General features: G+C 59.3%; 19 protein-coding genes and 1 pseudogene. 10 read left to right on the top strand and 10 right to left on the bottom strand.

Annotated elements, in window-relative coordinates; translation table 11 throughout:
• Nucleotides 1-37: 37 nt before the first annotated feature.
• Nucleotides 38-1069: a DUF1559 family PulG-like putative transporter gene (locus tag SH664x_RS13815; RefSeq protein ID WP_437201839.1), complete on the bottom strand. Its 1032-nt coding sequence runs from the start codon at nt 1067-1069 to the stop codon at nt 38-40.
• A gap of 366 nt (nt 1070-1435) precedes the next feature.
• On the opposite strand from SH664x_RS13815, the gene SH664x_RS13810 reads away from it, so the two are divergent.
• Nucleotides 1436-2527 carry an esterase/lipase family protein gene (locus SH664x_RS13810; RefSeq protein ID WP_437201837.1) on the top strand — a complete coding sequence of 364 codons (1092 nt, stop codon included), beginning with the start codon at nt 1436-1438 and terminating at the stop codon, nt 2525-2527.
• A 20-nt stretch (nt 2528-2547) separates the two neighbouring features.
• On the opposite strand, the gene SH664x_RS13805 is transcribed toward SH664x_RS13810, so the two are convergent.
• Nucleotides 2548-3822 (bottom strand): pseudouridine synthase, encoded by a 1275-nt coding sequence (locus SH664x_RS13805; RefSeq protein WP_437201835.1) that lies wholly within the window; start codon nt 3820-3822, stop codon nt 2548-2550.
• 286 nt (nt 3823-4108) lie between these two features.
• On the opposite strand from SH664x_RS13805, the gene kdsB reads away from it, so the two are divergent.
• The 7 genes and pseudogenes from kdsB to SH664x_RS13770 all read left to right on the top strand — a co-directional run bounded on the left by kdsB (nt 4109) and on the right by SH664x_RS13770 (nt 11074).
• The gene (kdsB, locus tag SH664x_RS13800) at nt 4109-4891 is read left to right on the top strand and encodes a 3-deoxy-manno-octulosonate cytidylyltransferase (protein ID WP_437201834.1); all 783 of its coding nucleotides are present in this window, start codon (nt 4109-4111) and stop codon (nt 4889-4891) included.
• Between the two features lie 98 nt (nt 4892-4989).
• Complete coding sequence (locus tag SH664x_RS13795; protein ID WP_437201832.1) at nt 4990-6594, top strand: CTP synthase; 1605 nt, start codon at nt 4990-4992, stop codon at nt 6592-6594.
• Nucleotides 6595-6675: 81 nt separating this feature from the next.
• Nucleotides 6676-6804, top strand: a pseudogene (locus SH664x_RS13790) (GxxExxY protein); the annotation flags it as partial.
• A gap of 58 nt (nt 6805-6862) precedes the next feature.
• Nucleotides 6863-7024, top strand: a complete 162-nt coding sequence (locus SH664x_RS13785; protein ID WP_437207234.1) for a GxxExxY protein — start codon at nt 6863-6865, stop codon at nt 7022-7024.
• 45 nt (nt 7025-7069) lie between these two features.
• Nucleotides 7070-9124 (top strand): methionine--tRNA ligase, encoded by a 2055-nt coding sequence (metG, locus tag SH664x_RS13780; RefSeq protein ID WP_437201830.1) that lies wholly within the window; start codon nt 7070-7072, stop codon nt 9122-9124.
• 43 nt (nt 9125-9167) lie between these two features.
• Nucleotides 9168-9716 carry a hypothetical protein gene (locus SH664x_RS13775; RefSeq protein WP_437201828.1) on the top strand — a complete coding sequence of 183 codons (549 nt, stop codon included), beginning with the start codon at nt 9168-9170 and terminating at the stop codon, nt 9714-9716.
• A gap of 86 nt (nt 9717-9802) precedes the next feature.
• Entirely contained in the window at nt 9803-11074 is a 1272-nt protein-coding gene (locus SH664x_RS13770) for an LL-diaminopimelate aminotransferase (protein WP_437201826.1), read from the top strand.
• 167 nt (nt 11075-11241) lie between these two features.
• Here the strand turns inward: SH664x_RS13770 and murG are convergent, their stop codons facing one another.
• Together murG and SH664x_RS13760 are read right to left on the bottom strand one after the other, a co-directional pair.
• Entirely contained in the window at nt 11242-12363 is a 1122-nt protein-coding gene (gene murG / locus SH664x_RS13765; RefSeq protein WP_437201824.1) for an undecaprenyldiphospho-muramoylpentapeptide beta-N-acetylglucosaminyltransferase, read from the bottom strand.
• Nucleotides 12347-13543 carry an FtsW/RodA/SpoVE family cell cycle protein gene (locus SH664x_RS13760; RefSeq protein ID WP_437201822.1) on the bottom strand — a complete coding sequence of 399 codons (1197 nt, stop codon included), beginning with the start codon at nt 13541-13543 and terminating at the stop codon, nt 12347-12349. Before SH664x_RS13760 ends, murG begins: the two co-directional genes overlap by 17 nt.
• A 435-nt stretch (nt 13544-13978) precedes the next feature.
• Here SH664x_RS13760 and SH664x_RS13755 point away from each other — a divergent pair, with 435 nt between their 5' ends.
• On the top strand, nt 13979-14857 hold the full coding sequence (locus SH664x_RS13755) for a YHS domain-containing protein (protein WP_437201820.1): 879 nt from the start codon (nt 13979-13981) through the stop codon (nt 14855-14857).
• A gap of 367 nt (nt 14858-15224) precedes the next feature.
• On the top strand, nt 15225-17285 hold the full coding sequence (locus SH664x_RS13750) for a diguanylate cyclase (protein WP_437201818.1): 2061 nt from the start codon (nt 15225-15227) through the stop codon (nt 17283-17285).
• Nucleotides 17286-17399: 114 nt separating this feature from the next.
• Here SH664x_RS13750 and SH664x_RS13745 read toward each other — a convergent pair whose 3' ends face one another.
• The 6 genes from SH664x_RS13745 to SH664x_RS13720 form a co-directional block, all read right to left on the bottom strand.
• Entirely contained in the window at nt 17400-18320 is a 921-nt protein-coding gene (locus SH664x_RS13745) for an NAD(P)-dependent oxidoreductase (protein WP_437201817.1), read from the bottom strand.
• 152 nt (nt 18321-18472) lie between these two features.
• Nucleotides 18473-19381: a carbohydrate kinase family protein gene (locus SH664x_RS13740; RefSeq protein WP_437201815.1), complete on the bottom strand. Its 909-nt coding sequence runs from the start codon at nt 19379-19381 to the stop codon at nt 18473-18475.
• A 353-nt stretch (nt 19382-19734) separates the two neighbouring features.
• Complete coding sequence (locus SH664x_RS13735; RefSeq protein ID WP_437201813.1) at nt 19735-19959, bottom strand: hypothetical protein; 225 nt, start codon at nt 19957-19959, stop codon at nt 19735-19737.
• 936 nt (nt 19960-20895) lie between these two features.
• Complete coding sequence (gene feoB, locus SH664x_RS13730; RefSeq protein ID WP_437201811.1) at nt 20896-23130, bottom strand: ferrous iron transport protein B; 2235 nt, start codon at nt 23128-23130, stop codon at nt 20896-20898.
• A 191-nt stretch (nt 23131-23321) separates the two neighbouring features.
• Entirely contained in the window at nt 23322-23588 is a 267-nt protein-coding gene (locus SH664x_RS13725) for a FeoA family protein (protein ID WP_437201809.1), read from the bottom strand.
• Between the two features lie 19 nt (nt 23589-23607).
• Nucleotides 23608-23850 carry a FeoA family protein gene (locus tag SH664x_RS13720; protein ID WP_437201807.1) on the bottom strand — a complete coding sequence of 81 codons (243 nt, stop codon included), beginning with the start codon at nt 23848-23850 and terminating at the stop codon, nt 23608-23610.
• Nucleotides 23851-24070: the final 220 nt, after the last annotated feature.

Here is a 24070-nt window from a genome sequence, read left to right as displayed (position 1 = left end):
CCCCTGGCAAGACGAGCAGATCCAAATCGACAAGACTTCAGAATTCGCCGACTGGCTCCCCGCTATCCCGTGTGCCGAGTGCTCTCCAGATATTGGCGTCGATGTTGGAGCTGACGCTCCGGACAGCGCCGTCCATGAAACCGGAATTGACGAGGCCGGGATGATGGCTGCGGGACGTCAACGCCCCATGACTGGGAGTGGTGGCGTTACGACCTTCCTGTTGTGAAGCGTAGTCGATGTTGTACGTCGTCCCGCCATAATCAAATTTGACGAACGTGTTGGGGGGCCAAGTGGTGGTGAAACCGCTGTGGTGGCAGTGCCCGTTGGCCCATTCGGTGTGGCCGGTCCCTTCCGCCAGGCGATCGGCGATTCCCAGTGACGCGATGGCCTGCATCTCGCTGACGTTGCTCGGAGGTGTCGTGAGGTAAGCCGCGCCCGGTCCACCATTTCGCATGTAATTTGTCCAGGCATGGACCTCGGAGGCCATCAGCGTGTTGCTGGTGCCGTCGGTGATGCTGGAAAGTGTGTAGCGGCTGTTGGGGTGAAACACGCCATCGCCCCCCTTCCCTGTCCGCGGGTCGAAGATCTGCCACGTGCCGAAGTTGAAGCCGTAGGTCGTGCAGTAGAGCATGATCCCCGGAGAAGCGTCGGTCCCCGTATTGCGCAGGCGGTCGGCATTGGGGTCCGTCGGGCAGACATAAACGGGCACGCGCCAGCCGCTCAGGATCGGATAGTTCGACCAGCCGACGCTCAGGTCGATCTGGTTGTACATGTTCCCCTGTTCCAGATAGGGCATCAGCCGGCCGTGAATCGACCACGAACTGGCGTTCGAGACCGCCGGATTCAGGCAGAAGCTGGGAGGGAGGAGATCCATCGCCGAGGCGTAATTGTGCATCCCGATGCCGATCTGTCGCAGATTGTTTTTACACTGCGAGCGGCGGGCGGCTTCTCGGGCCTGCTGCACTGCCGGGAGCAGCAGGGCGATCAGCGTCGCGATGATCGCGATCACGACCAGCAGTTCGATCAGGGTAAATCCACCGAGCAAAGTGCGTCTGTTCTTTTGGCCCATTACGAAACTACTTCTTACTGAGTCTGCGAAGGGCCGGACTGGCCCTTCTGGTTGGTGCCTTGTGCCGGAAACCAGACGGGAACCGGTTCATTTGCCTGGCTGGGGGACTCAGGCTCTGGGAAAAGCAACAGCTATGCCAACGGCACCCAGCGGTCAAAAACTGAGGAATGCGGGCCGATTCTTTGGATTAGAGGGGGGCTTAAGGCGAAAAGGTCGCCCGGCTGCGGGAAAAATCGCCAGTGGCGATCCAGGAAATCCGGGCGAAAATTCGGGAAAGGTGCGTGTGATGGACCTTCGATTGTCGCCTGTCACCGGGAGGGATATTCTCGTGAGATCTACGGCAACTCTGATTGATCCAGGCAGGCCATGACACGCATTCTGGTCCGTGGTTTTCCGGGCAGTTTTCACTCCCTGCTGTTGAGCTTTCTCGTCTTGGGAATGTCCGGAGATCAGGCGGGGGGAGCCGATCCCATGCCCCCGGCAGGCGATGGAAATTTCTGGAATTCCCCTGTTCCCGCCGCGAACGCGTTTTGGAAGCCGAACATTCCGTTCCCGACCCTGGGGGGCCGGCAGGTCTGGGGAGATGTCGCCTATTTCCGGGGATACCGGATTCAGCACAATGTTCTGACCGGGCACTACCGGTTACTGGACGGGGACGATGTGCGGCGGGCGTGGGGAGACCTCGAGCATTGTCGCGCGAAGTTGAAGCAGCTGCGAGAGGAGCAGCGACTCGAACCGATGTCAGGCAAGGTCGTGATTGTCATTCACGGTATCACGCGGTCCTCCAAGTCATTTTCCACGCTGACTGACAAGCTGGCCGAAGCGGGTTACACCGTGGTTCCTTTCGACTATCCCAGCACTCGCGTTTCCATCGAAGAATCGGCCGCGTATCTGCAGCAGCTGATCGAGTCACTCGAAGGAGTTGAGGAAATCAATCTGGTCGTGCACAGCATGGGGGGACTCGTGGTGCGGACGTATCTGCACCTCTGTGCGGAGACTGGACCTGACCCCCGGATGCGGCGGATGGTCATGATAGGTGTCCCCAATCAGGGGGCCCGCATGGCGAGCCTGCTGGCCAACACGTCGATTTTCAAGAAGGTGATGGGGGAAGCCGGACAGCAACTGGCGGACGGCGACGGGAATTTCGTGCAGCAGTTACCGACTCCTGGGTTTGAGTTCGCGATCATCTCCGGGGCGACGGGAACAGAGCGGGGGCTGAACCCGCTCGTTGCTGGCGATGACGACGGCACGATCTCCGTGGAATGCACCAGACTCCCCGGAGCACGGGACTTCATGACGGTTCCCGTGCTGCATTCGTTTCTGATGTCCGACCCCACGGCGCAGGAGTCGACGTTGCGATTTCTGCAGACCGGCTCGCTGCACGCGGATGGTGTCTGTCAGCCGATTCCCGACGCCGATCCGGAGGAGGCATCCGCAGAGGGCCTCCCGTCTTCTTAACGGCCATTGCGGCGGCACTGTCAGCGGCGGCGTTTCGAAACCCGTCCGGCGCCTCTTCGGGATTTGGGGCCGGACTTCATCGGTCGACGTGCGGCGCCGGTCCCCCCTTCTCGACCTTTTGAGGCTCCACCGCGGGACTCAGAGCCAGCGGACGCCCGGCGTTCAAATTTGCGGGCTCCTTCTCCCCCTGCCCGTTCGGTCCGCTCGCCCGGTCGAGCAGTGCGGCCGCTGCCGGCGCCCGGCTTTCCGGCCCGTTTCGGAGGGAACGATCCCCCGCGCGTGGCCGGACGACCAGTCGTGGGACGCTCCCCTTCTTCAAACGACCGTACTGATTGACCCTGTCGCGCAGGATCCGGTTTTCCAGCCCGCCTGGGGGGATAGGAACTTCCGCGCGTCGCGGGGCGTCCTTTGGCGGGGCGCTTCCCCCCTTCGGAGGAACGCTCGTATTGACCCTGTCGTGCAGGATCGGGTTTACCGGGACGTCGACCACCCGGCAGTCGGCTGGCACCGGGGCGGGTCGGTCGGCTGGGGGCGAGTTCGGGAACGCCGAATTCGAGCCGGTCTGCGGTTCGATTCCGTTCGAGAACGGCATGCAGTTCCGCCAGCTCTTCGCGCCGCAACTCCCGGTAGTTGCCGGGGGTGACTCGACTGAGTCGCAACGGACCGAAGCCGATCCGTTCGAGCTTCATGATCTTGTGACCCACGCGAGCGAAGAGCCGCCGAATCTCGCGGTTCTGCCCTTCGGTCATCGTAATCTCGACCCAGGTGCTCCCCTTCTGTTTCTTCCCGAGTTTGACGCTGTGAACGCGGAATTTCCCCTCGGTAAAGAACAGCCCCTTCTGCAACTGCTCCACGATTTCCGGGCTCGGGGTACCGGCGACCTGGGCCCGGTAGTAGCGGAAAATGCGGTGCCGCGGGTGAGCCAGCTTCTGGGCCAGATCACCATCATTGGTGACAACCAGCAGGCCGGTGGTGTTCTCGTCGAGCCGACCGACGGTGAAGAGCCGCGGGCCCTCCTCTGCGAACAGGTCCAGGACCACCGGTCGGCCCCCGGGGTCTTTCGCCGTGCACAAATACCCGGCCGGCTTGTTGAGCATGAAGTATTTTTTTCGCTCCAGCTTGAGCCGTTCTCCATCGAGTTTGACGGTCTGCTGCTGGGGATTGACTGAAGTTCCGAGCTGCGTGACGACTTGATCATCGATCTCGATCCGGCCCGATGTGATCAACTCTTCGCACTCGCGACGCGAACCGAGGCCGCACTGGGCCAGGAATCGCTGCAGGCGCATCGGTTTCATCGGGGAGATGCTGTCTTCGGGATCGGACGACATGGGAGCGGACGCTTTCAGGGAGTTTCGGTCAAACAGAGAGAATCGCGGATCATAGCAGATTTCGGCCGGGAGGGATGTCACGGAAGGCTCAGAACGTTCCCGGTGGGCGGAGTCGGCTGGGTGACGGAAACGGACGGCCTCCCGGCAACTCTGCATTTCCGAGCAGGAGGGTGACACGACGGGGAACGGAACTTTAGAATGTGCGGCGTCCCCTGCGGGCGAAGTGTTTCTGCATCAAGAAATGGAGTTCAGGATGTCTTCGGTCATCGGTCTGATCCCGGCCCGGCTGCAATCGTCGCGTCTGCCGGGCAAAATGCTGCTCAATCAAACCGGCAAGCCGCTGATTCAGTACGTCTGGGAGGCGGCCTGCCAGTCGACCGCCCTCAGCGATGTGATCATCGCGACCGACAGTCCCGAAATCGCCAGAGTCGCCACCGATTTCGGAGCCCGCGTCGCCCTGACCGGAGATCATCCCAGCGGCACCGACCGGATCGCAGAAGTGGTTCGTCGCGATTGCCCCGACGCATCACTGGTTGTCAATGTGCAGGGGGATGAACCGGAGCTCGATCCGGGCTGCATCGACAAGCTGGTCAAGCTGATGGAGAAGAATCCGGCTGCGGAAATGGGAACGCTGGCGACACCGATTCAGTCGGTGGCGATGCTGCAGGATACAGGCTGCGTCAAAGTGGTTTGCGCCGCGGACCAGCGGGCGCTCTATTTCAGTCGGTCTCCGATTCCGTTCTATCGTGACGGCAACCCGGCCGATCTGCTGAATCCGGACAGCGAAACGGCCGCGTATCAGAAATCCCCCTGGCTGCTGCATCTGGGGATCTACGCCTATCGGCCTGAATTCCTCATGGCCCTGACGCGGATGCCCCCCTCCCGGCTGGAGCAGCTGGAGAAACTTGAGCAGTTGCGGGCCCTGGAGGCGGGTGCGTCGATTCTGGTGCAGGTGGTCGCTCACCGGTCCGTTGGCATCGACACCGCCGCCGATTATGCTGCGTTTGTGGAGCGCTGCCGGCGTGCCGATTCGTGACGCGGTGTGTCTCCCGGCCCTTAAAATCTGAAGTGTCAGGTCAGGAACGCCCCCGGCGGCTCGTCGGGGGTTCACTATTTGATGGGAACGTGGTCAGCATGACCAAGCATATTTTTGTGACCGGCGGAGTGGTCAGCTCATTGGGCAAGGGGCTGACATCGGCGTCCATTGGTCTGCTGCTCGAACGTCGGGGACTGCGGGTCCGGATGCAGAAGATGGATCCGTATCTGAACGTCGATCCGGGGACGATGAGCCCCTATCAGCATGGCGAGGTGTACGTTCTCGATGACGGTGCCGAGACCGATCTCGATCTGGGACACTACGAGCGGTTCACCAAAGGACCGCTGACGTCACTCTCCAATTTCACCACCGGCCGGATCTATCGCCGGGTCATCCAGAAGGAACGTCGGGGTGAATATCTCGGCGCGACCGTGCAGGTCGTCCCGCATATCACCAACGAGATCAAGGCGTCGGTGATGCATCTGGCCGGGCCCGATGTGGACGTCGTCATTACCGAACTCGGAGGAACGGTCGGCGATATCGAAGGGCTCCCCTTCCTCGAAGCGATCCGCCAGATCCCCCTGGACATCGGCAAAGAGAACTGCCTGTTCATTCACCTCACGCTCGTCCCCTATCTGAAGGCGGCGCGGGAAGCCAAGACCAAGCCGACACAGCACAGCGTCGGGCAGTTGCGGCAGATCGGAATTCAGCCGGACATTCTGATCGTCCGGACGGAACGACCGCTGGGGCGGGACAACCTCGAGAAGATTGCGCTCTTCTGCAACGTCGAGAAGAAGGCGGTGATCGAAGAGACCGACATGGAATATTCGATCTACGAAGTTCCGATCGGCCTGCTGGAACATAATCTCGACAAGCTGATCTGCGACAAGCTCTCCCTGCCTCACGGCGAACTGCAGTTCGACGACTGGAAAGACCTGATGCTTTCCATTCGCAACCCGCAGCACGAAGTGACCGTGGCTGTGGTCGGGAAATACATCGAGCACCGCGACGCTTATAAGTCGATCTACGAATCGTTGACGCATGCCGGGTTCCACCACTCGACCCGGGTCGTCGTCAAACGGATCGAGGCGGAAGAGTGCGACAGCAGTGACCTCAATTCGCTGCTTGGAAACGTACAGGGAATTCTCGTTCCCGGGGGCTTCGGCTATCGTGGGATCGAAGGGAAGATCAAGGCGGTGCAATACGCCCGCGAGAATAAAATCCCCTTCTTCGGCATCTGTCTGGGGATGCAGTGCGCGGTGATCGAGTACTCTCGCAATATTCTGGGGCTGAAGAATGCCAACAGCACCGAGTTCGCGGAGCACACTTCCGATCCGGTGATCTGTCTTCTCGAAGACCAGAAGACCGTCAGCGACAAGGGAGGCACCATGCGTCTTGGAGCTCAACCTTGTGTGATTCAGGAAGGCTCGATGGCCCACCGGGCCTATGGCAAAACCGAGATCAGCGAGCGTCACCGGCACCGCTACGAATTCAATCCGAACTACAAGGAACAGCTGATCGCAGCCGGAATGACTCCCGTGGGCGTCAGCCCCAGCGGAAAACTGGTCGAGATCGTGGAAATTGCGAATCACCCGTGGTTCGTGGCGGTCCAGTATCACCCGGAGTTCAAATCGTCGCCGCTGGAACCGCACCCGTTGTTCCGAGATTTCGTGGGAGCAGCGCTGGAAAAGCAACGAGGATGACGATCCATGCGGAGGAACTGATTTTTTGACCACGGAGGTAGGGAGAGAAGGATCGCACTGGCCTTCCGAGATTTAACCGAGGTGATTATTTCGATCTTGATCGAAATTCATAAGGAATTAGGCCCCGGATTACTTGAGTCCGAATATGAGGAATGTCGTTGCTACGAACTTCAGCAACGAGGACTTCCGCATGAGAGACAAGTGGTGATTCCGGTGCGATATAAGCAAATTGATCTGAACGGCGCCTTTCGAGCTGACGTGATCGGGAATCAAAAAAGTTCTGATCGAACTCAAATCCGTCGTTGCCGTCATCCCTGTTCGCGAAGCACAACTGATCACCTATTTGAAACTGACCGTTATCAAAGTCGGCCCGCTTGTGAATGTTAATGTCGCGTTAATGAAGGATCGTATTATCAGGCGAGTCTGCTGAATTATCCTTTTCTCCGTGTCTCCGTGGTAAAGAATCCCTGTCCAAATGTCACAGCGTCGCATTCTCGTTACCGCTGCCCTGCCGTACGCCAATGGCCACATTCATATTGGCCATCTGGTGGAATACATTCAGACGGATATCTGGGTCCGATTCCAGAAGCTGCGCGGACATGAGTGTCGCTTCTTCTGCGCGGATGACACGCACGGCACGGCGATCATGATCCGGGCCCGGCAGGAAGGACGTCCGGAAACCGAAGTGATTGCGGACATGCGTGAGGCGCATCTCCGCGACTTCACCGCCTTCGGCATCGAGTTCGACAACTACGGCTCGACCCACAGCGATGAAAATCGCGAACTCTGCGGAGAAATCTGGAAATCGATTCGCGCAGCCGGTCTGGTCCATGAGCACGAAATCGAACAGCTGTACGATCCTGTCGCGCAGACGTTCCTCGCCGACCGCTTTGTGAAAGGGACCTGCCCCCGCTGTAAGTCCCCCGATCAATACGGTGACAGCTGTGACAAATGTGGTTCAACGTACACGCCGGCGGAACTGATCGATCCCCGCAGCACGCTGAGTGGGGCGACTCCGGAAATGCGGACCGCTCTGCATCTGTTTGTGCAGATCGAACAACTCCATCCGTTTCTGGAAGAGTGGACACAGTCGAGTGGCGCGCTGCAGTCCGAAATCGCCAATTACCTGAAGGGGCACTTCCTCGGGGAACCGCTCCGGGACTGGGATGTTTCGCGCCCCGCACCGTACTTCGGCTTTGAGATTCCAGATTCCCCCGGCAACTACTGGTATGTCTGGTTCGATGCGCCGATCGGATATATCGCCAGCACGCTGCAGTGGTGCCGCCGTGAAGGTCAGGCTCTGGAAAGATGGTGGAAAAGCCCTGAAACCGAAGTGCATCACTTCATCGGTAAGGATATCACCTACTTTCACACGCTGTTCTGGCCGGCGATGCTCAAAACGGCCGGATTGAACCTGCCTGAAAAAGTTCACATTCACGGCTTCCTGACGGTCGACGGCGAGAAGATGTCGAAGTCCAAAGGGACCTTCATTCAGGCGTCGCTCTTCGCAAAATACCTGGAACCGTCGGCACTCAGGTACTTCTTTGCCTCCAAGCTGAGCAGCCGGGTGGATGACCTGGATCTGAACTTTGCCGAGTTCAAAACCAAGGTCGATTCGGATCTGGTCGGCAAAGTGGTCAACATCGCCAGCCGCTGTGCGAAGTTCGTCGCGGGCCAGCAACTCGCTGCGAACTATCCCGATGATGGCGGTCTGTTTCAGCAGGGGGCGGACGCGGGGGCCCGCATTGCAGAGCACTACGAGAACTGCGATTTCGGCGCAGCCATGCGGGAGATCATGGTTCTCGCGGATCGGGCCAATCAGTACATCGAAGCTCGCGAGCCCTGGAAACTGAACAAGGACCCGGCCCGCGCAGCTGAGCTGGTCAACGTCTGCACCGTGGGCTTGAATCTCTTCCGGCAGATCATGATTTACCTTTCCCCGGTCCTTCCCCGCGTCGCACGTGCCACGGAAGAGCTGCTCAATACCCCGATTGGGCATTGGGATGATTCGCAAACACCGCTGACCGGAACTCCGGTCAATTCTTATCAGCACATGCTGCAACGAGTTGATTTCAAACAGGTCGAGAAAATGATTGAAGAGTCCGCTGCTTCACAGGTTCCCGCTTCGACACCTGCCGCCGAGCAGAACGCATTGCCGCAGGACAGTGCTGCTGCCCTGGAAAAAGAGCCGCTTGTCGCTGAGCACTGCACGATCGAAGATTTCACCAAGGTCGATATGCGGGTGGCTCGCGTGCTCGAAGCCAAGCATGTCGAAGGGGCCGACAAACTGTTGCAGTTGACCCTCTCACTGGGGGGGGATCAGCGACGGAACGTGTTTGCTGGAATCAAAAGCTGCTATCAGCCGGAACAGCTGGTCGGTCGGCTCGTGGTCTGCTGTGCAAACCTCGCACCCCGCAAGATGCGTTTCGGTGTCAGCGAGGGGATGGTGCTCGCTTGCGGTCCGGGTGGAAAGGAAATCTTCCTGCTCAATCCGGATGACGGCGCCCTGCCCGGCATGCGGGTGCACTAGAGAGACAATGTGGTAATGCCTCACACTCTTCGGTGATTGTTCAATGAAGCCGCAACCAGCCCATTTTAGACTTCCAATTGTTTCCGCCGGAGCAGAGCATCTGGTTATGGGGTACCTGATGCGACGAAATATATTGACGTATAAGGCGCCACCAAATAACGAAGGTTATGATTTAATTTGTGTTCACCCAGACCCTCGGAATCGGCCTAAAAGAGGTCAGTCGTCACAGGTGCGGGTTCAGGTTAAAAGCCGATATGCCAGCGATTGCGGAAGAGGCTTTCCAATAAAAGCAAAAAGTCTGGATGCATTCGATTTCGTTGTGGTCGCTTTTTTGAATATTGGCCGGTTTTTAAAGCCTTGGGATGGGTCCCAAGGAGAACGCGACCCAGAGTTCTATACCCTGCCGGCAAGTTTTATTCGCCAGCACATTGACACATCGTCGTCTTGGGAAAAAGTGAGACTTCGCGGTGTGCTGGGAGATATTGAAAAGTGGAAGAACGGGGCCGGGTTTGAACTCATTGCGAAGAAATTGGGTGTTGCCCGGCCAATACGGAATCCGTCACTTCCTTACTCTGAAGAACCTGTCGAGTGAACCAGCTATCCTTTATCTCGATTTGGAAGCCTTCCGAGTATTCATGGCGATTCGCAGTTTTTAACCTCAATTTCGACTGATTTCACATGCTCCAGATCAACGACAACTATCTGAAACTCAAGGCTGGTTACCTGTTCCCGGAAATCGGTCGACGCGTGACCGCCTTCTGTCAGGCGAATCCCGCTGCCAAAGTGATTCGTCTGGGGATCGGCGATGTCACCGAGCCATTGCCCCCCGCCATCGTGTCTGCCATGCACAAGGCGGTCGACGAAATGGCCACGCGCGACACCTTTCGTGGCTACGGTCCGGAACAGGGCTACGACTTCCTGCGAAACGCCATTGTCGAGCACGACTACAAAGCACGCGGCTGTGACATTGCGGCTGATGAAGTGTTCGTCTCTGACGGCTCGAAATGCGATACCGGAAACATCCTCGAGATCTTCGGCATCCACAATCTGGTCGCGGTTCAGGATCCGGTTTATCCGGTGTACGTCGACACCAACGTGATGATCGGCCGCACCGGCCAGCCGGACGACAAGGGGCGCTACGAGGGGTTGCAGTATCTCCCCTGCACTGCCGAAAACCAGTTTACTCCGGCACTCCCCAAGCATCCGGCGGACATTATCTATCTCTGTTATCCCAATAACCCGACCGGGGCTGTCGCGAGTCGCGAAACGTTGACGAAGTGGGTCGAATACGCCCGCGAGCACAAATCGCTGATCCTGTTCGATGCCGCGTACGAGGCCTACATCACCGACCCCGAGGTTCCGCACTCGATCTACGAAATTCCCGGCGCCCGGGAAGTGGCCATCGAGTTCCGCAGCTTCAGCAAGAATGCCGGATTCACCGGCACCCGCTGTGCGTTCACGGTCGTTCCCAAGGAAGTGACTGGCGTGGCTGCGGACGGCAGTCGTCATGCGGTCCATCCGCTGTGGAACCGCCGCCATACCACAAAGTTCAATGGTGTCCCCTACATCATTCAGCGTGGGGCGGAAGCGGTTTATTCTCCCGAAGGGAAGCAGCAGATTGCCGAGCTGATCAGATTCTATCTCAGCAATGCCCAGTTGCTGCGCGACGGATTGACGTCGGTCGGCATCGAGGTCTTTGGTGGAGTGAATGCTCCTTACATCTGGCTGAAGACTCCGGGTGGTCTGAGCAGCTGGGACTTTTTCGATCGCCTGCTGAAGGATGCCCATCTCGTCGGGACACCGGGAAGCGGCTTCGGTGCCAGCGGCGAAGGTTACTTCCGGCTCAGCGCCTTCAATAGTCGGGCCAACATCGAGGAAGCGGTCAGCCGGATCAAGAAGTTGCTCGGCCCCGAAATGGCTAAGCTCAACTCCTCCGATTTCTCGGTGTAGCAAATCTGGCCGTTCAACGGAAAAGACTTCACCACGGAGTCACAGAGCAAGTTAGAGGAAATTCCAGGAAGCGACAGGGCTGGACCGTCGCTTCCTGATTTTCTTCGTGTTCTCAGAGCCTTTGTGGTGAATTCTGTGGTGAATTCTGCCGCCGGACTCCCCGTCGGCTATTTTTCCGCAATCAGCGAGCGGATCACCTCGGCCACCTGTTGTGCCGCATCGGGTCGGGCAAGCGCACGCATGGCAGTTGACATTGTGGATCGCTGGTCGTCGTCGGTCATCAGCTGCTGCAGGACCGACATGAACTGCTGTTGAAAAGCTTCGACGGATGTGCCCTGCTCAACAATCCGGGCAGCGCCGCGATCAGCGTACCAGCGGGCGTTGACGAGCTGATGGTCCCGTATCGAGTTGGGGTACGGCACGAGCAGCGCCGGCAGACCTGCGCAGGCGAGTTCCGCCAGCGAGGTGGCACCGGCACGCGAGACCGCCAGCGATGCTGATCGGTAGATCGCCGGAACATCGCTGAAAAACGGGGCGATTCTCGCTGCCGCACTGACGGACTGATAGGTTTGGGCGACGCGATCCCGCTCCTGCCGGCCCGATTGGTGAATGAACCGCCAGCGGCGGAGGAGCGCCAGATCCGTGTGTCGCACGCAGAGTTCCATCGCGCTGTTGAGGGCGAAGGCTCCCTGACTTCCACCGGCGAGGAAGAGTGTCGGGGGCGACTCCCTCTCATTTGCTGGGCTGATTGCAGCGAGTGCTGCGATCTCGCGTCGAACGGGGTTGCCGGTGACAATGCTCCGGGTCCGCCTCGGAAGCGTTTTGGCGGTTTCTTCAAAGCTGGTGCAGACGACATCTGCCAGCCGCGACAGAACCGAGGTCGCCCGGCCGGGAATCACATTCTGTTCCAGCAGCACGACCGGCTGTCCTGTCCAGCGGGCGGCGACGACACCCGGCAGACTGCCATATCCCCCCGTTCCCAGAACCACACAGGGACTCAGCTGACGGAGAGTGCGGACCGCTGTGGCGATGGTGCGGCTGAGGGCATACGTGCTGCGCAGAGGACGGGACCGCAGTTCACTGCTGCCGATCGTTCCCAGCGAGAGTTGCTCGACCTGATATCGGGAGAGGATCTGATCGTCGATTGGTCGCCGGGCGGTCAGAAACAGAACTCGTTGGGGGGGCGAGTCCCCCTGCCGCAGTTCGTCAACGACGGCCAGCGCAGGAAACAGATGGCCGCCGCTGCCGCCGCCGCTGACAATCAGATTCCAGTTACGCTGCCAGTCCATCGGTCACTTTTGACGAGCCATCCGCCGACAGCACCTGCTGTTGTTGTGGAGTGCCATCCCCTGAGGAGTTGTCGCGGATGGACTTGTCGTTTGGCAATCGTGTGAGGCTGAGGATCGTTCCCAGCGTGACGAGACTCATCACCAGGCTGCTGCCGCCGTAGCTGATCAGCGGATGAGAAATCCCCTTGGGGGGGAGAAGAGCGGTCACCACCGCCATGTTGACTCCCGCCTGCAGCACAAGCTGGGTGAGGAGTACCGTTGCAGCTGTTCTGGGAAAGGATCCCGCAGGGAGTTGCAGAATCATGCTTCGACCGGAAAAGTAGATCGCAGCCCAGAGCAGGAGGACCGACAGCGTGCCGATCAGTCCCAGCTCTTCTCCAATCACCGCGAAGATAAAATCGGTGTTGGCCTCGGGGAGAAAGCTGAGCTTTTGCCATCCTTTGCCCAGTCCCGTGCCGGTCCAACCTCCCACGCCGAGCGTCGTCAGCGACTGCTGCACCTGATACGGGCCCGCTTCCGGACGAACCCAGGTATCAATAAATCCTCGAATGCGTGCCAGCTGGTATGGCTTGGTGGCGAGCATGATCAGGGCGGGAGGAATCACACTCAGTCCTCCCAGCAGAATCAATCGGTAAGAGAGGCCCGTCAGGTAGAGCGCCAGCGCAGCGGCCAGTCCGACAAAGAGCGCCGTACCGAGGTCAGGTTCAATGGCGATGAGTCCGACAGTGAAGGCAGTCAGCCCCAGGCACCCACGGGTCCGCTGCCAGCTGGGACGAAGCCCATTGAGCGGTTGATGCCAGGAACAGATCAGCAGGGGCAGGCTCAGCTTGGCGATTTCGGACGGCTGCAGCGAGACGGGACCAATGCGGAACCATCGACGTGCCCCGTTCACGGTGCGACCCAACCCCGGCATCAGCACCGCGATGAGCAATATGAAAGTCAACAGCAACAGGAGCGGAGCAATTCGTGACCAGATTCGTGCGGGGACGAGTGCCGCTACGGCCCCTGCCGCGAGTCCGGCAGTGAGAAAGCTGAGCTGCCGGGAGATGTAAACCTGTTCGAGCTCACTGGGGCGGGCGGTCATGCTCGAGCTGTAGACCATGAGCGTCCCCAGCGCGAGGAGAATCCCTGCACTGGTGACGAACAGTCCGCGCGCGAAGTCATGTCCCCGCTGTTGCATGTGCGATCTTCCGGGGAGAAGGGAAAACCCTCCCGATAGGCCCCTGAGCGGAGGGCGATTTCCATTCCCATCCGCCTCGGCTTCCGTCTCCGATGTCATCGGAAGCTCTGAACTCGTCATCGGTTGTCCTGTGGTGCAGGAACGATGGTGAGTCCCCCTTGCGCCCTGAACGGACTTCCTGATGAAATCCCTATTGCTGGAAAAGTTTGCCACGTTCTCGCTATCGATTCGGGAGTGCAAAAGTGGCAAGGTTTCTGCGACGTGACGGTGAACAACCGGCATTCCCATTTTCGACCGGCCGATACGAAGAAAGGACGCGTGGAATCTCGAGCAGGTGGCGTCGGTTGTTGCTCCCCGCAGCACCGGAGCGCATTGCCTCAGGTCGAAAGCTCCTGTCGCAGTGACGAAATGCCGCTGCGGAGGAGGGAAGCTGCTATGAATCATCTCCGATGCGGACTGACAGTCGCGGTGGTCCTTGTGGTCACGCTGAATAGCGCATCCGCACAGACCTGGTATACCGACGTCATGGCAGCCCGTCGTAAGGCGGAAGAACTGAACCGACCCCTGTTGATCCACTTCGGGGCGACCTGGTGCGGACCCTGCCAGCAGATGGAGAAGCAGGTTCTGAATCAGCCGGCTGTGCTCGACCGACTCAAGGCGACCGTGGTGGGCCTCAAGATTGACGGCGACAAGCACGAAGATCTGGTGCAGCGCTTCGGGATCAAATCCTTTCCGACCGATCTGATTGTCGAACCGGACATGTATGCCACCCGGATTGTCGAGGGGGATGGCTTCCGGACACTGGATCAATACCTGGTCATGATCGATCGGGCGACAACCCGCTATGCGGAGTTGCTGGCCAAGCGTCTTCCCAAGACCACGCCCCCCGTCTCCACGACTCCCGACTACGGCTCCGATCCTTCTCAGTTCACCAACACGGGAAAAGCCCAGTTGATGATCGAGGGGTACTGTCCTGTCACGCTGAACAAGGAGCGCAAGTGGATCAAGGGAGACAGTCAGTTCAAGAGTGAATTCAAAGGGCAGCTCTATCACTTCACCAGTGCCCAGAGCCGCGACGAGTTCCTCAAGACTCCGGAAAAATTCGTTCCGCAGTTTCTGGGTTGCGATCCGGTCCTCACCTGGACATCTGACCGGGCTGTGCCCGGGAGTATCGAATACGGGGCGTTCTACGACGGGAAGCTGTACCTGTTCGTCAGTGATGAAAACCGGAAGAAGTTCAAATCGGAGCCGGATAAGTATCTGACGACGCGTGTCGTTCTCTACGTGGATCAGATCGAATCCGTGGTGCGCTAGCCCCGCTGCGCTGGGCGGTCTGGGCCCAGCGCACATTTCGATTGGTCCGCCGCGTCGCTCCCCGTGTCCGCGACGTGCGGATCGAATTCTGCCGTTGCTCTCATGGGAACGGCCAGGCAGTCGAAGCGGTCACGAGCCTGCTTCGCCCCCGGGGCCGAATGTTCGCTGTAATCGCTGTATCCGGTGGAATCGGACGAACCCGACATTTCCGACGAGTGGAATTGCACGGAAACGGGTTGATTTCTGCGGAGTTTGCGGGCAGGACAAACTCGGAGGTTGACTGCCCGGCGCGCTGGCGTAGGTTTGCGGAGCCGCATGTGAATGATCCGTGCGGTGAAATCCCCACCCTGAATCCGCAAGATCGAACATGCCCGCACCGAATGCACCGGTTGCCCGTTCCTATGAGATGCCGACAGTCCATCCGATGGACTCTTCCCGTTTGTTTCAGGCACTGTTGAATTTCGTCAGAGAAAGCGAAGGGAGCGGAGAGTCGGCTCCCAGGTCGCAAATCATTTCCGTCCCGACGCTGCGGCGACTGCTCTCAGCCATTCATTTCCGGGATGCGGGGACACTCAAGCACTCGCGTCGGGTCGGCCTGATCAGCGTCGGAATTGCTGCCCGTCTCGGCTGGGATGAAGACGATCTACGGATCATTGAAATTGCTGCCCTGCTCCACGACATCGGCAAGATCGGGATCCCGGACCATGTGCTGCGCAAACCGGGTCGACTCAGTCCGGATGAGGCGGAATACATTGCGGTTCATCATCGCGTGGCGTTGGGGCTGCTGCAGGCTTGCCACGTGCATCCGCAGGTGACGGACATCGTGGCCCAGTCGCACGGGGTCGATGCCACGGACGCCTCGCACGTCCAGACCTCGGCGCTCGGAGCACGGATTCTCGCCGTCGCTGACGCATATGACTCGCTGACGACGCGCCAATGCTACCGGGCTCCTTATGATCGCTGGGAAGCGCTGCACATTCTCGAAGAACAATCCGGCAAGCAGTTCGACCGGAATGTCGTGGCTGCTTTGGGCCGCTGGCTGGATGGACCCGACGCCGCCCTGCTGGCCGATGAACGGGCGGCAGAAGTCTCAATTCAGGTGAATGCGCCGGTGGATGTCGAGACCCGGTCCAACGCCGGTCAGCTCTGCCAGATCTTCAATCATCTGTATCTGCTGGAATCGCTGTATGATGCGTTTTATATCATCGATTCCTCGCGCCGCATCCTGGTCTGGAGCAGCGGTGCGGCGAAGCTGTTTTCAAAGCCGGTTTCAGAAGTCCTGCAGACCCGCTGGACACGACAGCTGATTGCCAAAAGTCCCCCGTCTTCCGATCCGTTGGAGGCGGTTTTTCTGACTGGCCAGACCTGTTGCCATGCGATGACTGTTCAGGATCCGGGGGGCACGTTTCTCGATGTCGATGTGCAGGCGATTCCCATCCAGTCCGAGAGTGGACAGGTGCTGGGAGTGATCGAGCTGATCTGTAATGGAAAAGAATCCAAGCAGTACCGGGGGCAATTCCGGTCGCTGCAGATCGCGGCCACGCGTGATCCCTTGACCGGAGTTCTGAATCGGGGCGAACTGGAAAAGCGGCTGGCGGAATGCCATGACCACTGGCTGACGCAGCCGAACGAAATTTATTCGGTGATGTTCCTCGACCTCGACCACTTCAAAGCGATTAATGATAACATCTCGCATGCAGTCGGTGACCGCGTGCTGACCGATGTCGCCCGCATGCTGCAGGACGAACTGTACTCGGGCGAAATCGTCGGGCGTTATGGCGGCGAGGAATTTGTGATCATCTGTCCGCAGTCGGATCTGCAGACCACCGTTCAACGTGCGGAGCGGATTCGCCGGGTCATTCAGGCTTCGGTGTTTGCCGATCGTCCCGATCTGCGGGTGACGGCCTCATTTGGAGTCTCGCAGATCGAACAGGGGGACACCGTGGAAACCGTCGTCGCCCGGGCCGATCAGGCGTTGTACGATGCCAAGCGTCAGGGACGAAACTGTACCTGCGTCCGGCGGGTCACGTCACGGGCGAGTGCCGAAGCTCCCCACCACGACCGCCGTCAGCAGTTCGAATTTTCGGCCGAGATTCTGACCTGCGTCGCCAGCGACATGCTGCCTTTGAAACTCAAGGGGTTTGTGGAAGAGCATGGCGCGAAGATCCTCAGCGTGGATGATCGACAGGTCATGATGCAGATCGGATCGTCCGGCGTTTTCGGCACATGGCGAAACGGCGGCCGGCTCCCTGTGCGGGTGAAGATCGATATTCATGATCCGACGGGAGATGAACGTTCGGCCCGGATCAAACGGAAATTACTGAAGACCTGTATCGAGCCGGTCGGTCGACCGGGGAATGCTGAGCTGTTTCAGAATCGCGCTGCTCAGGTGATGGAGCAGTTGCGCTGTTACCTGATGGCCGATTGATCGTCAGACAGCCACGGTCACCGCGGCGAACACCCTGTCTGGAAGGCAACAGCCCTCATCTTCGTCAGAAAATGAGGGCTGTAATCGTTAAGACGTTGAGGGTGAACGCTTGGTTCAGGAGCGCTTGAGCCAGTCGACCTTTGAGAGATCGGCCAGTGCCAGCAACAGGGCATGCGTGCCGTTCCGGCCCCAGCCTTTGGCCTTCACCGACAGGTACAGCTGTTCGGCCAGTGCGAGTCCCGGCAGCGACAGTCCCATCCGCTTGCTCTCGGCCAGAGCAATCCCCATGTCCTTGATGAAGTGTTCGACAAAGAAGCCGGGATCAAAGTTGTTGGCGATCATGCGGGGGCCGAGGTTCGACAGCGACCAGCTGCCCGCCGCACCGGAAGAGACCGACTTCATCACGGTTTCCAGGTCGAGTCCCGCCTTATACCCATAGAGCAGGGCTTCGGAGACACCGATCATCATCGTCGAGATGAGAATCTGATTCACCATCTTGGTGTGCTGGCCGGCACCGGGGCCTCCCTGATGAACGATGGTCTTGCCCATCGCTTCCCAGCAGGGCTGCAGGGCATCGACCACTGCTTTGTCGCCGCCGATCATGATCGACAGCCGGGCTTCGCGGGCACCGATGTCCCCTCCGGAGACCGGTGCATCGACCGCGAAGACTCCCTGGGCTTGGGCTGCCTCGGCGATCTCGACCGCCAGCGAGGGCTCACTCGTGGTCATATCAACCAGAATATTTCCAGCTTTCGAGCCGGCGAGTGCCCCTTCCTTGCCGAGGAACACTTCACGAACGTCCGCCGGGAAGCCGACGATCGCAAAAATGACGTCCGACTGTTCAGCGACTTCTTTGGGCGTGGCGGCCCACTTGGCTCCTTTGTCCAGTAGACCTTTGGCTTTGTCCTGCGACCGGTTGTAGACCGTTGCTGAGAAGCCCTGGGCGATCAGATGACCGCACATACTGGAACCCATGACTCCGGTTCCGATCCAGCCGATCCGGGTTTTGCCTGCTTCAATTTTGGGGGTCGACATTTCGATTTCTCCAGTCAGTGTTGATCCCCTGTGCCGGGGCGGTTTGCCGTCGATTCAGGACGGAATTTTCGTTCAGTGTTTCTGATTCCGGCAGCCTGCCGACAAATTCCCTTCTGCGGCGGTCGCCAGCGTGACGTCGACTCCGGAGCGAATCAGGGTTCATATCGGGCAATGAGCTGGGCGAACTCTTCGCGGAGATTGGGCATTCCTCCCTTTCGGGCTGCCACCATTCCGCCGACATGATTGGCGAACTCGCTGCCGATCGCCAGTGGCCAGCCCTTCAATTGGGACACGATGAGTGCCGCAGTGAAGGAGTCCCCGGCCCCGACCGTGTCCGCAACTTTCACGGGACGTCCCGGGACTTCGTGAATTTCGTCCTTGCTGACGACGACGCAGCCCTTCGCCCCCCGTGTCACGCAGACAACCCGCGTTCCAAAGTGATCGATCAGGGACTGAGCGAAGGAAACCTCGTCGGTCGGAAATTTCAACAGTGGAGCCAGCAGACGAACTTCGTCGTCGTTGAGTTTGACCAGATCGGCTTTCATCGCGGAGGCTTCGATCGTGTCGCGATGGTAATAGTTCTGACGCAGATTCACGTCATACACCCGCAGGCAGTTGACGCTGACCAACTCGAGTGCCTGCTGAATTGTTTCTCGTGAGGTCTCGTTCCGCTGCGCCAGAGTTCCGAAGCAGACGGCCGAGGCTTCGCGCATCGCATCCTGCAGCGCGGGGGTCATCTGGAGATGGTCCCAGGCGACCTGCTCGTGGATGACATAATCCGGCTGTCCTTCGGCCGACACCGTGACGGTGACGCGGCTGGTTGGATGAGCGGGGGCACGCTGCACGCCTCTCGTGTCGACACCCTGCGCCGTCAGAAACTGCAACAGCTCATCACCATCGGCGTCCTGTCCCACACTCGAGACGACCATCCCGCGACAACCGAGTTGCTGCGCCTGGAAAGCGAAATTTCCGGAGGCCCCCCCCGGCACGCGGTAATCGGGAAAAACGTCCCAGAGGAGTTCACCAAGGCCGATGACAAGTGGAAGTTTCGCGGGGGACATAGCTGCCTGTACACAGCAGGAAAAAAGTCAGGGAACGAGACCGGTCGCCGGTCTGCCGAGAGTGTGACTAGTGACGCCGGGGGGAGCAACCGGACCGGAATTGAATTTGACCCGCTCGGGGGAGGATTGGCGGCCGGACCGGGGGCGTGGTGATCGCAATCCCGGAAGAAATGAGGAGCAGAATGGCCCTGCCGGCGCGCCGCTTTGAGAACCGAGGTCCTGAAAAAACCGCGTAGGCCCCAACCCAGGTTGAGAGCCAGTGCGCTCTGGATGTCCCCCTTCCCGCCTGGCGGGAAGCAGCATTTCCTCACACGAAACCCTCGCTGCGCGGGCACACGCAGGAGCAACCTATCCTAAGGCCGCGAGACAATTTTCAACGGCGGCTTGCCGGTGTCCGTGAGCGAGCGATTGAGCTCCGCCAGTTTCGCGTCGATGGCCTCCTGACGGGCCTTCCACGTGGCCTGCCAGACAGCAAACGAGTCGTTCCCAGACGTCAGTGACTGACGCTGCCGCGCAAATTCGATTTCAATCCGTTGCAGTTCCCCAGCGACTCCATTCTCACGTGCCTGCTCGGCCATGATTCAGTCCCAGCTGAAGAGATTCCATTCTGAGATCGACTTCGGATTAGGGGAAATTGAGAAGATGGGGGCTCATTGGAAGGTTTTCGGGGTGGTGAAAGATTGCGGGTGGCGCAGATCCTACGACCCCACCAACCGGCGGATTTCTCCGGTCCTGTCCACAAATCGAACATCTGGCCAGTTGAAGACCGCAGCGCGAAGTCGATGAAGCTGAAACGATTAAGCAGCCTTCCCCCTGGGTCAGAGCGAAAGCTCCGGAAAGCAAGACAATGGTGACAGCACTGCTCGCATTGATGGTGTGCTCGGCAGTGCGGTTTTTCTCCCGAAATCGTCCGGCCAATCCGATTCAGGCAGAAGCCGATTCTCAGCAGTGAGCCGAAAGCTGTCGGTCCCCGTCCCGCTGAGGGGGGAGATCAACGCTAACGAGGACGTTGCGACTCCGATCCATGGCGCGAGACGCACGAGGCTGGGAGCACACCACTTGCCTTCCGACGATGGGAGCCGGCAGCGCTGTCTCGTGCATGGTGATTTTTCAGCAGCCTGGACTCTCCCCACATGGAGTGGCGCATTCCAGCACTCGGACAGCGGACCACTCGTGGACAGGCAAGAGCCACATGTCTCAACGACTGGATTTTCCGCGTGGAGTGGTGAGATCGTCCCCCAGCGTCATCAGAGGTTCTTTGTGGGGACTGCGCACCTGTGAGGCGCATCCACCACAACCGCTGCCGCAACTGCTCTCCCCGCGACTGAGCATCCGCCAGACGAAACGCGAGACAAACGACCCGGCCACGAGGACGCAGATCAGTGCGACTGGAGTTTGCCAATCCATCGTTGTCTCTCCTGTGAGACTTTGAAGAAATACTCTCTCCACGGTCCCCTGCTCTGTTCCGGGGATCGATTGCTGCGGTGAGAACATCGCAGCCTCAGAACACCAGCTTACAGCAAGCGGGTGCCGACCTGATAGACGACCAGTGCCGCCACATAGGCCAGGGCCGTCATGTACGTGAACGTGAAAATCGGCCAACGCCAGCTGTTGGTTTCCCGTTTGATCACCAACAGTGTGGCGCCGCACTGGGCACAGAGCGCGAAGAAAACCATCACCGACACCGCCACCGGAATCGTGAAGAGCGGTTTGCCATCGGGCCAGGTCGCTCCCTGAAGCGCGGATTGCAGGCCAGAGTCCCCGTCTTCCACATCCCCACCGAGACTGAAAATCGTGCCCAAGGTGGAAATGATCACTTCGCGGGCGGGGAACGAAGCAATGGCGCCGACGCCAATCCGCCAGTCCCAGCCGAGCGGCTCAACGACCGGTTCGATGAACTTTCCGGCGCGTCCCAGAAAGCTGTTTTCGATGAGTGTGCTGCTTAACTCCTGTTGTCGCGCCTGCAGTTCTTCCAGACGGGCGGACACGGCAGCATCATCTTCTGCGGTTCCCGCTGCTTCAATTTGTTCGACCTCCGCCTGAATTGCATGCTGTTCTTTGTGATCTCCGGGGAAATATCCCGCCCCCCAGACCAGAACAGACATCGCAAAAATCAGCGTTCCCGCTTCAACCAGAAAGGCTTTGGCCCGGTCATAAACCCGATCAAAAACGATGCGGGGAGAAGGCCATTTATAGGACGGAAGCTCCATCACAAAAGGGGGCGTTTCCCCTTTCAGCAATGTCTTCTTGAGCAGCCACGCCACAGGAATGGCGATGAGCGCCCCCACACAGTACATCGCGAATAGCGTCACCACCTGCAAATTGACCAGCCCCCCCAGCCAGGCAATCGGAGGAATGAACGCGGCAATCATCAGCATGTAGACCGGAATGCGTGCGGAGCAGCTCATCAGGGGGGCGACAAGCAGTGTGGTCAACCGGTCACGCCGATTCTCAATCACTCGAGTCGCCATGACTCCGGGAATGGCGCAGGCAAAGGAGGACATCAGCGGCAGGAACGACTTTCCGCTCAGGCCGACGCGGGTCATCAGCTTGTCCATCAAAAAGGCTGCGCGGGCCATGTAGCCGCAGTCTTCGAGAATCGCGACGAAGAGAAACAGCAGCACGATCTGCGGCAGAAAGATCACCACCGATCCGACACCCGCGATCACCCCGTCGACAATGAGGCTGCGCAGAATGCCGGGGGCAAGCACGGCTTCTACCAATCCGGCGATCCACCCCTGCCCTTCTTCGACCAGGCCCATGATGGGATCGGCAAACGTGAAGATGGCCTGGAAGATCGAGAACATCAGCAGCACAAAGAACATCAGTCCCCAGCCCCAGTGCGTCAGCCAGCTGTCGATGCGGTCGCTCTTCGTCTGCAGATTCTGCGAGGAATAGAATTCCATCGCCCCGCTGAGCCTCTCGCGGATCCAGTCATAACGGACCCGCGTTTCAATAAACGGAATCCGGCATCCCTGTTCCAGCAGCCGCTTTCGCGCTGCTGCCAGATGAGTGCTGAAATCTTCCTGCAGACTGAGCGATTCACGATGCTCTGCTTCGCCATGCACATCCAGCAGCATGCGCTCCGCGAGATAAAACGGAACGTGCTGGTGTCCGCGGGCAGAGAGCCAGCTTTTGAGGTCGGTAACTTCCCGATAAAACGGTTCCGGAAAGAGCCGGAGTGGTTCCACGTCGGGCTGCGCTGCCACCTCCAGGATGGCGTCACGCACTTCATCAATCCCCTCACGGCGATGGGCGGAAGTGGCGACCACGCGCACGTCCAGTCGCTCCTGCAGCAGCGGCAGGTCGATGTGAATTCCCCGGGCTTGCATCTGATCCTGCATGTTGAGCACCAGCAGGACAGGAATCGCGACATCCCGCAGCTGGCTGAACAGATACAGGTTTCGCTCCAGATTCGATGCGTCGACGATGCAGACGATGGCATCGGGTCGGCCCAGATCGAGATGCCGGCCGAGGAGCACATCGACCGAAACCATTTCGTCCGCCGATCGGGGGGCGAGGCTGTAGGTTCCGGGAAGATCGACGAGACGAATGTCGGTCCCCCTGTGCTGGAAGCGGCCGATCTTCTTTTCGACCGTGACGCCGGGGAAATTCCCAGTGCGGGCCCGGCCTCCGGTCAGTGCATTAAAGAGCGTGCTCTTCCCGGTGTTCGGATTCCCGATCAGGGCAATGGTCAATGACTTCGTTGCCTGCTGAGTGGAGGGAGCGGCGGAGATGGGCTGGGTCATGGTGTCGGTTGGTTATCGATTGCTGCGGGGGGCGGGTCTGAATGGGCTGAAGGAAGGTCGGACCGCTCTCCAGCAGAGTGAGAGGCTGACTATCAATTTTGATCGAGGGTGAACGTCCGAGCCCGGTGTGTGGCTGTCAGCAGTGCGCGGCGATGGCCTGTGGTCTCCCGCCGCCGGAGTACTCGCCGAGTTCAGGATTTGTTCGCTGGAACGCTCGCAGTGCTGTGAGGCAGGAGTTCGACTTGAATCCGCCGGGCCTCTGAGCTGCGCAGGGAAAGCCGATAGCCGCGCACCAGAAACTCGATGGGATCGCCGAAGGGGGCGAACCCGATCAGGGAGACCTGCTCGCCATCGATCAGACCCATTTCCATCAGCCGGACGGCAATGGCATCGTCACCTTCGACTTCCAGAATGAGTGCCTGCTGTCCGGGCACGGAGAGATCTGCCAGAGTGCTCATGTCGGCGCAATCAACAATTTCAAATAGAGGCGTTCGAAGTCACTTCCACGAAAACGGTCGTACCCGGTTCGTGCCGCAGGCAGAGCCGCTGGTCCCCCACCGAGACGACGCAAGGGGACCCCCGCTTGGTCAGGCTGACGGTCACTCCCTCGCGCAGACCCAGTTCCATCAGCCGATGCCGCCACGACTCGGGACCGACGATATCAACAATCGTCCCCGCTTCGTTGTCGTTGAGCGACTCAAGTGGAATGACAGCGTTCACGATTTCCGCTCCACCGGTTGAGAGCATCCTGTTTTTTCGACCCATTCCCGTCAGGCGGCGCGGTGCTGTTCATCCGCTGAAGAGCACACTCCGCAGCGACTGGAAAGGCGTGCCTGCTCCAGTTGAGACTAAATCTCAACAGGGGATTGTAGCCATTGCCCCCATCAAAGCAAACAGCGTCCGAGCGGTTTCCCTGTGGTCGGACGAGACGCCGCGACGG

This window comes from Planctomicrobium aquicomposti, from assembly GCF_051466325.1.
GTDB lineage: Bacteria > Planctomycetota > Planctomycetia > Planctomycetales > Planctomycetaceae > Planctomicrobium.
Note: the sequence above shows the minus strand (reverse complement) of the source record. Positions and strands in the feature narration are given on the sequence as shown.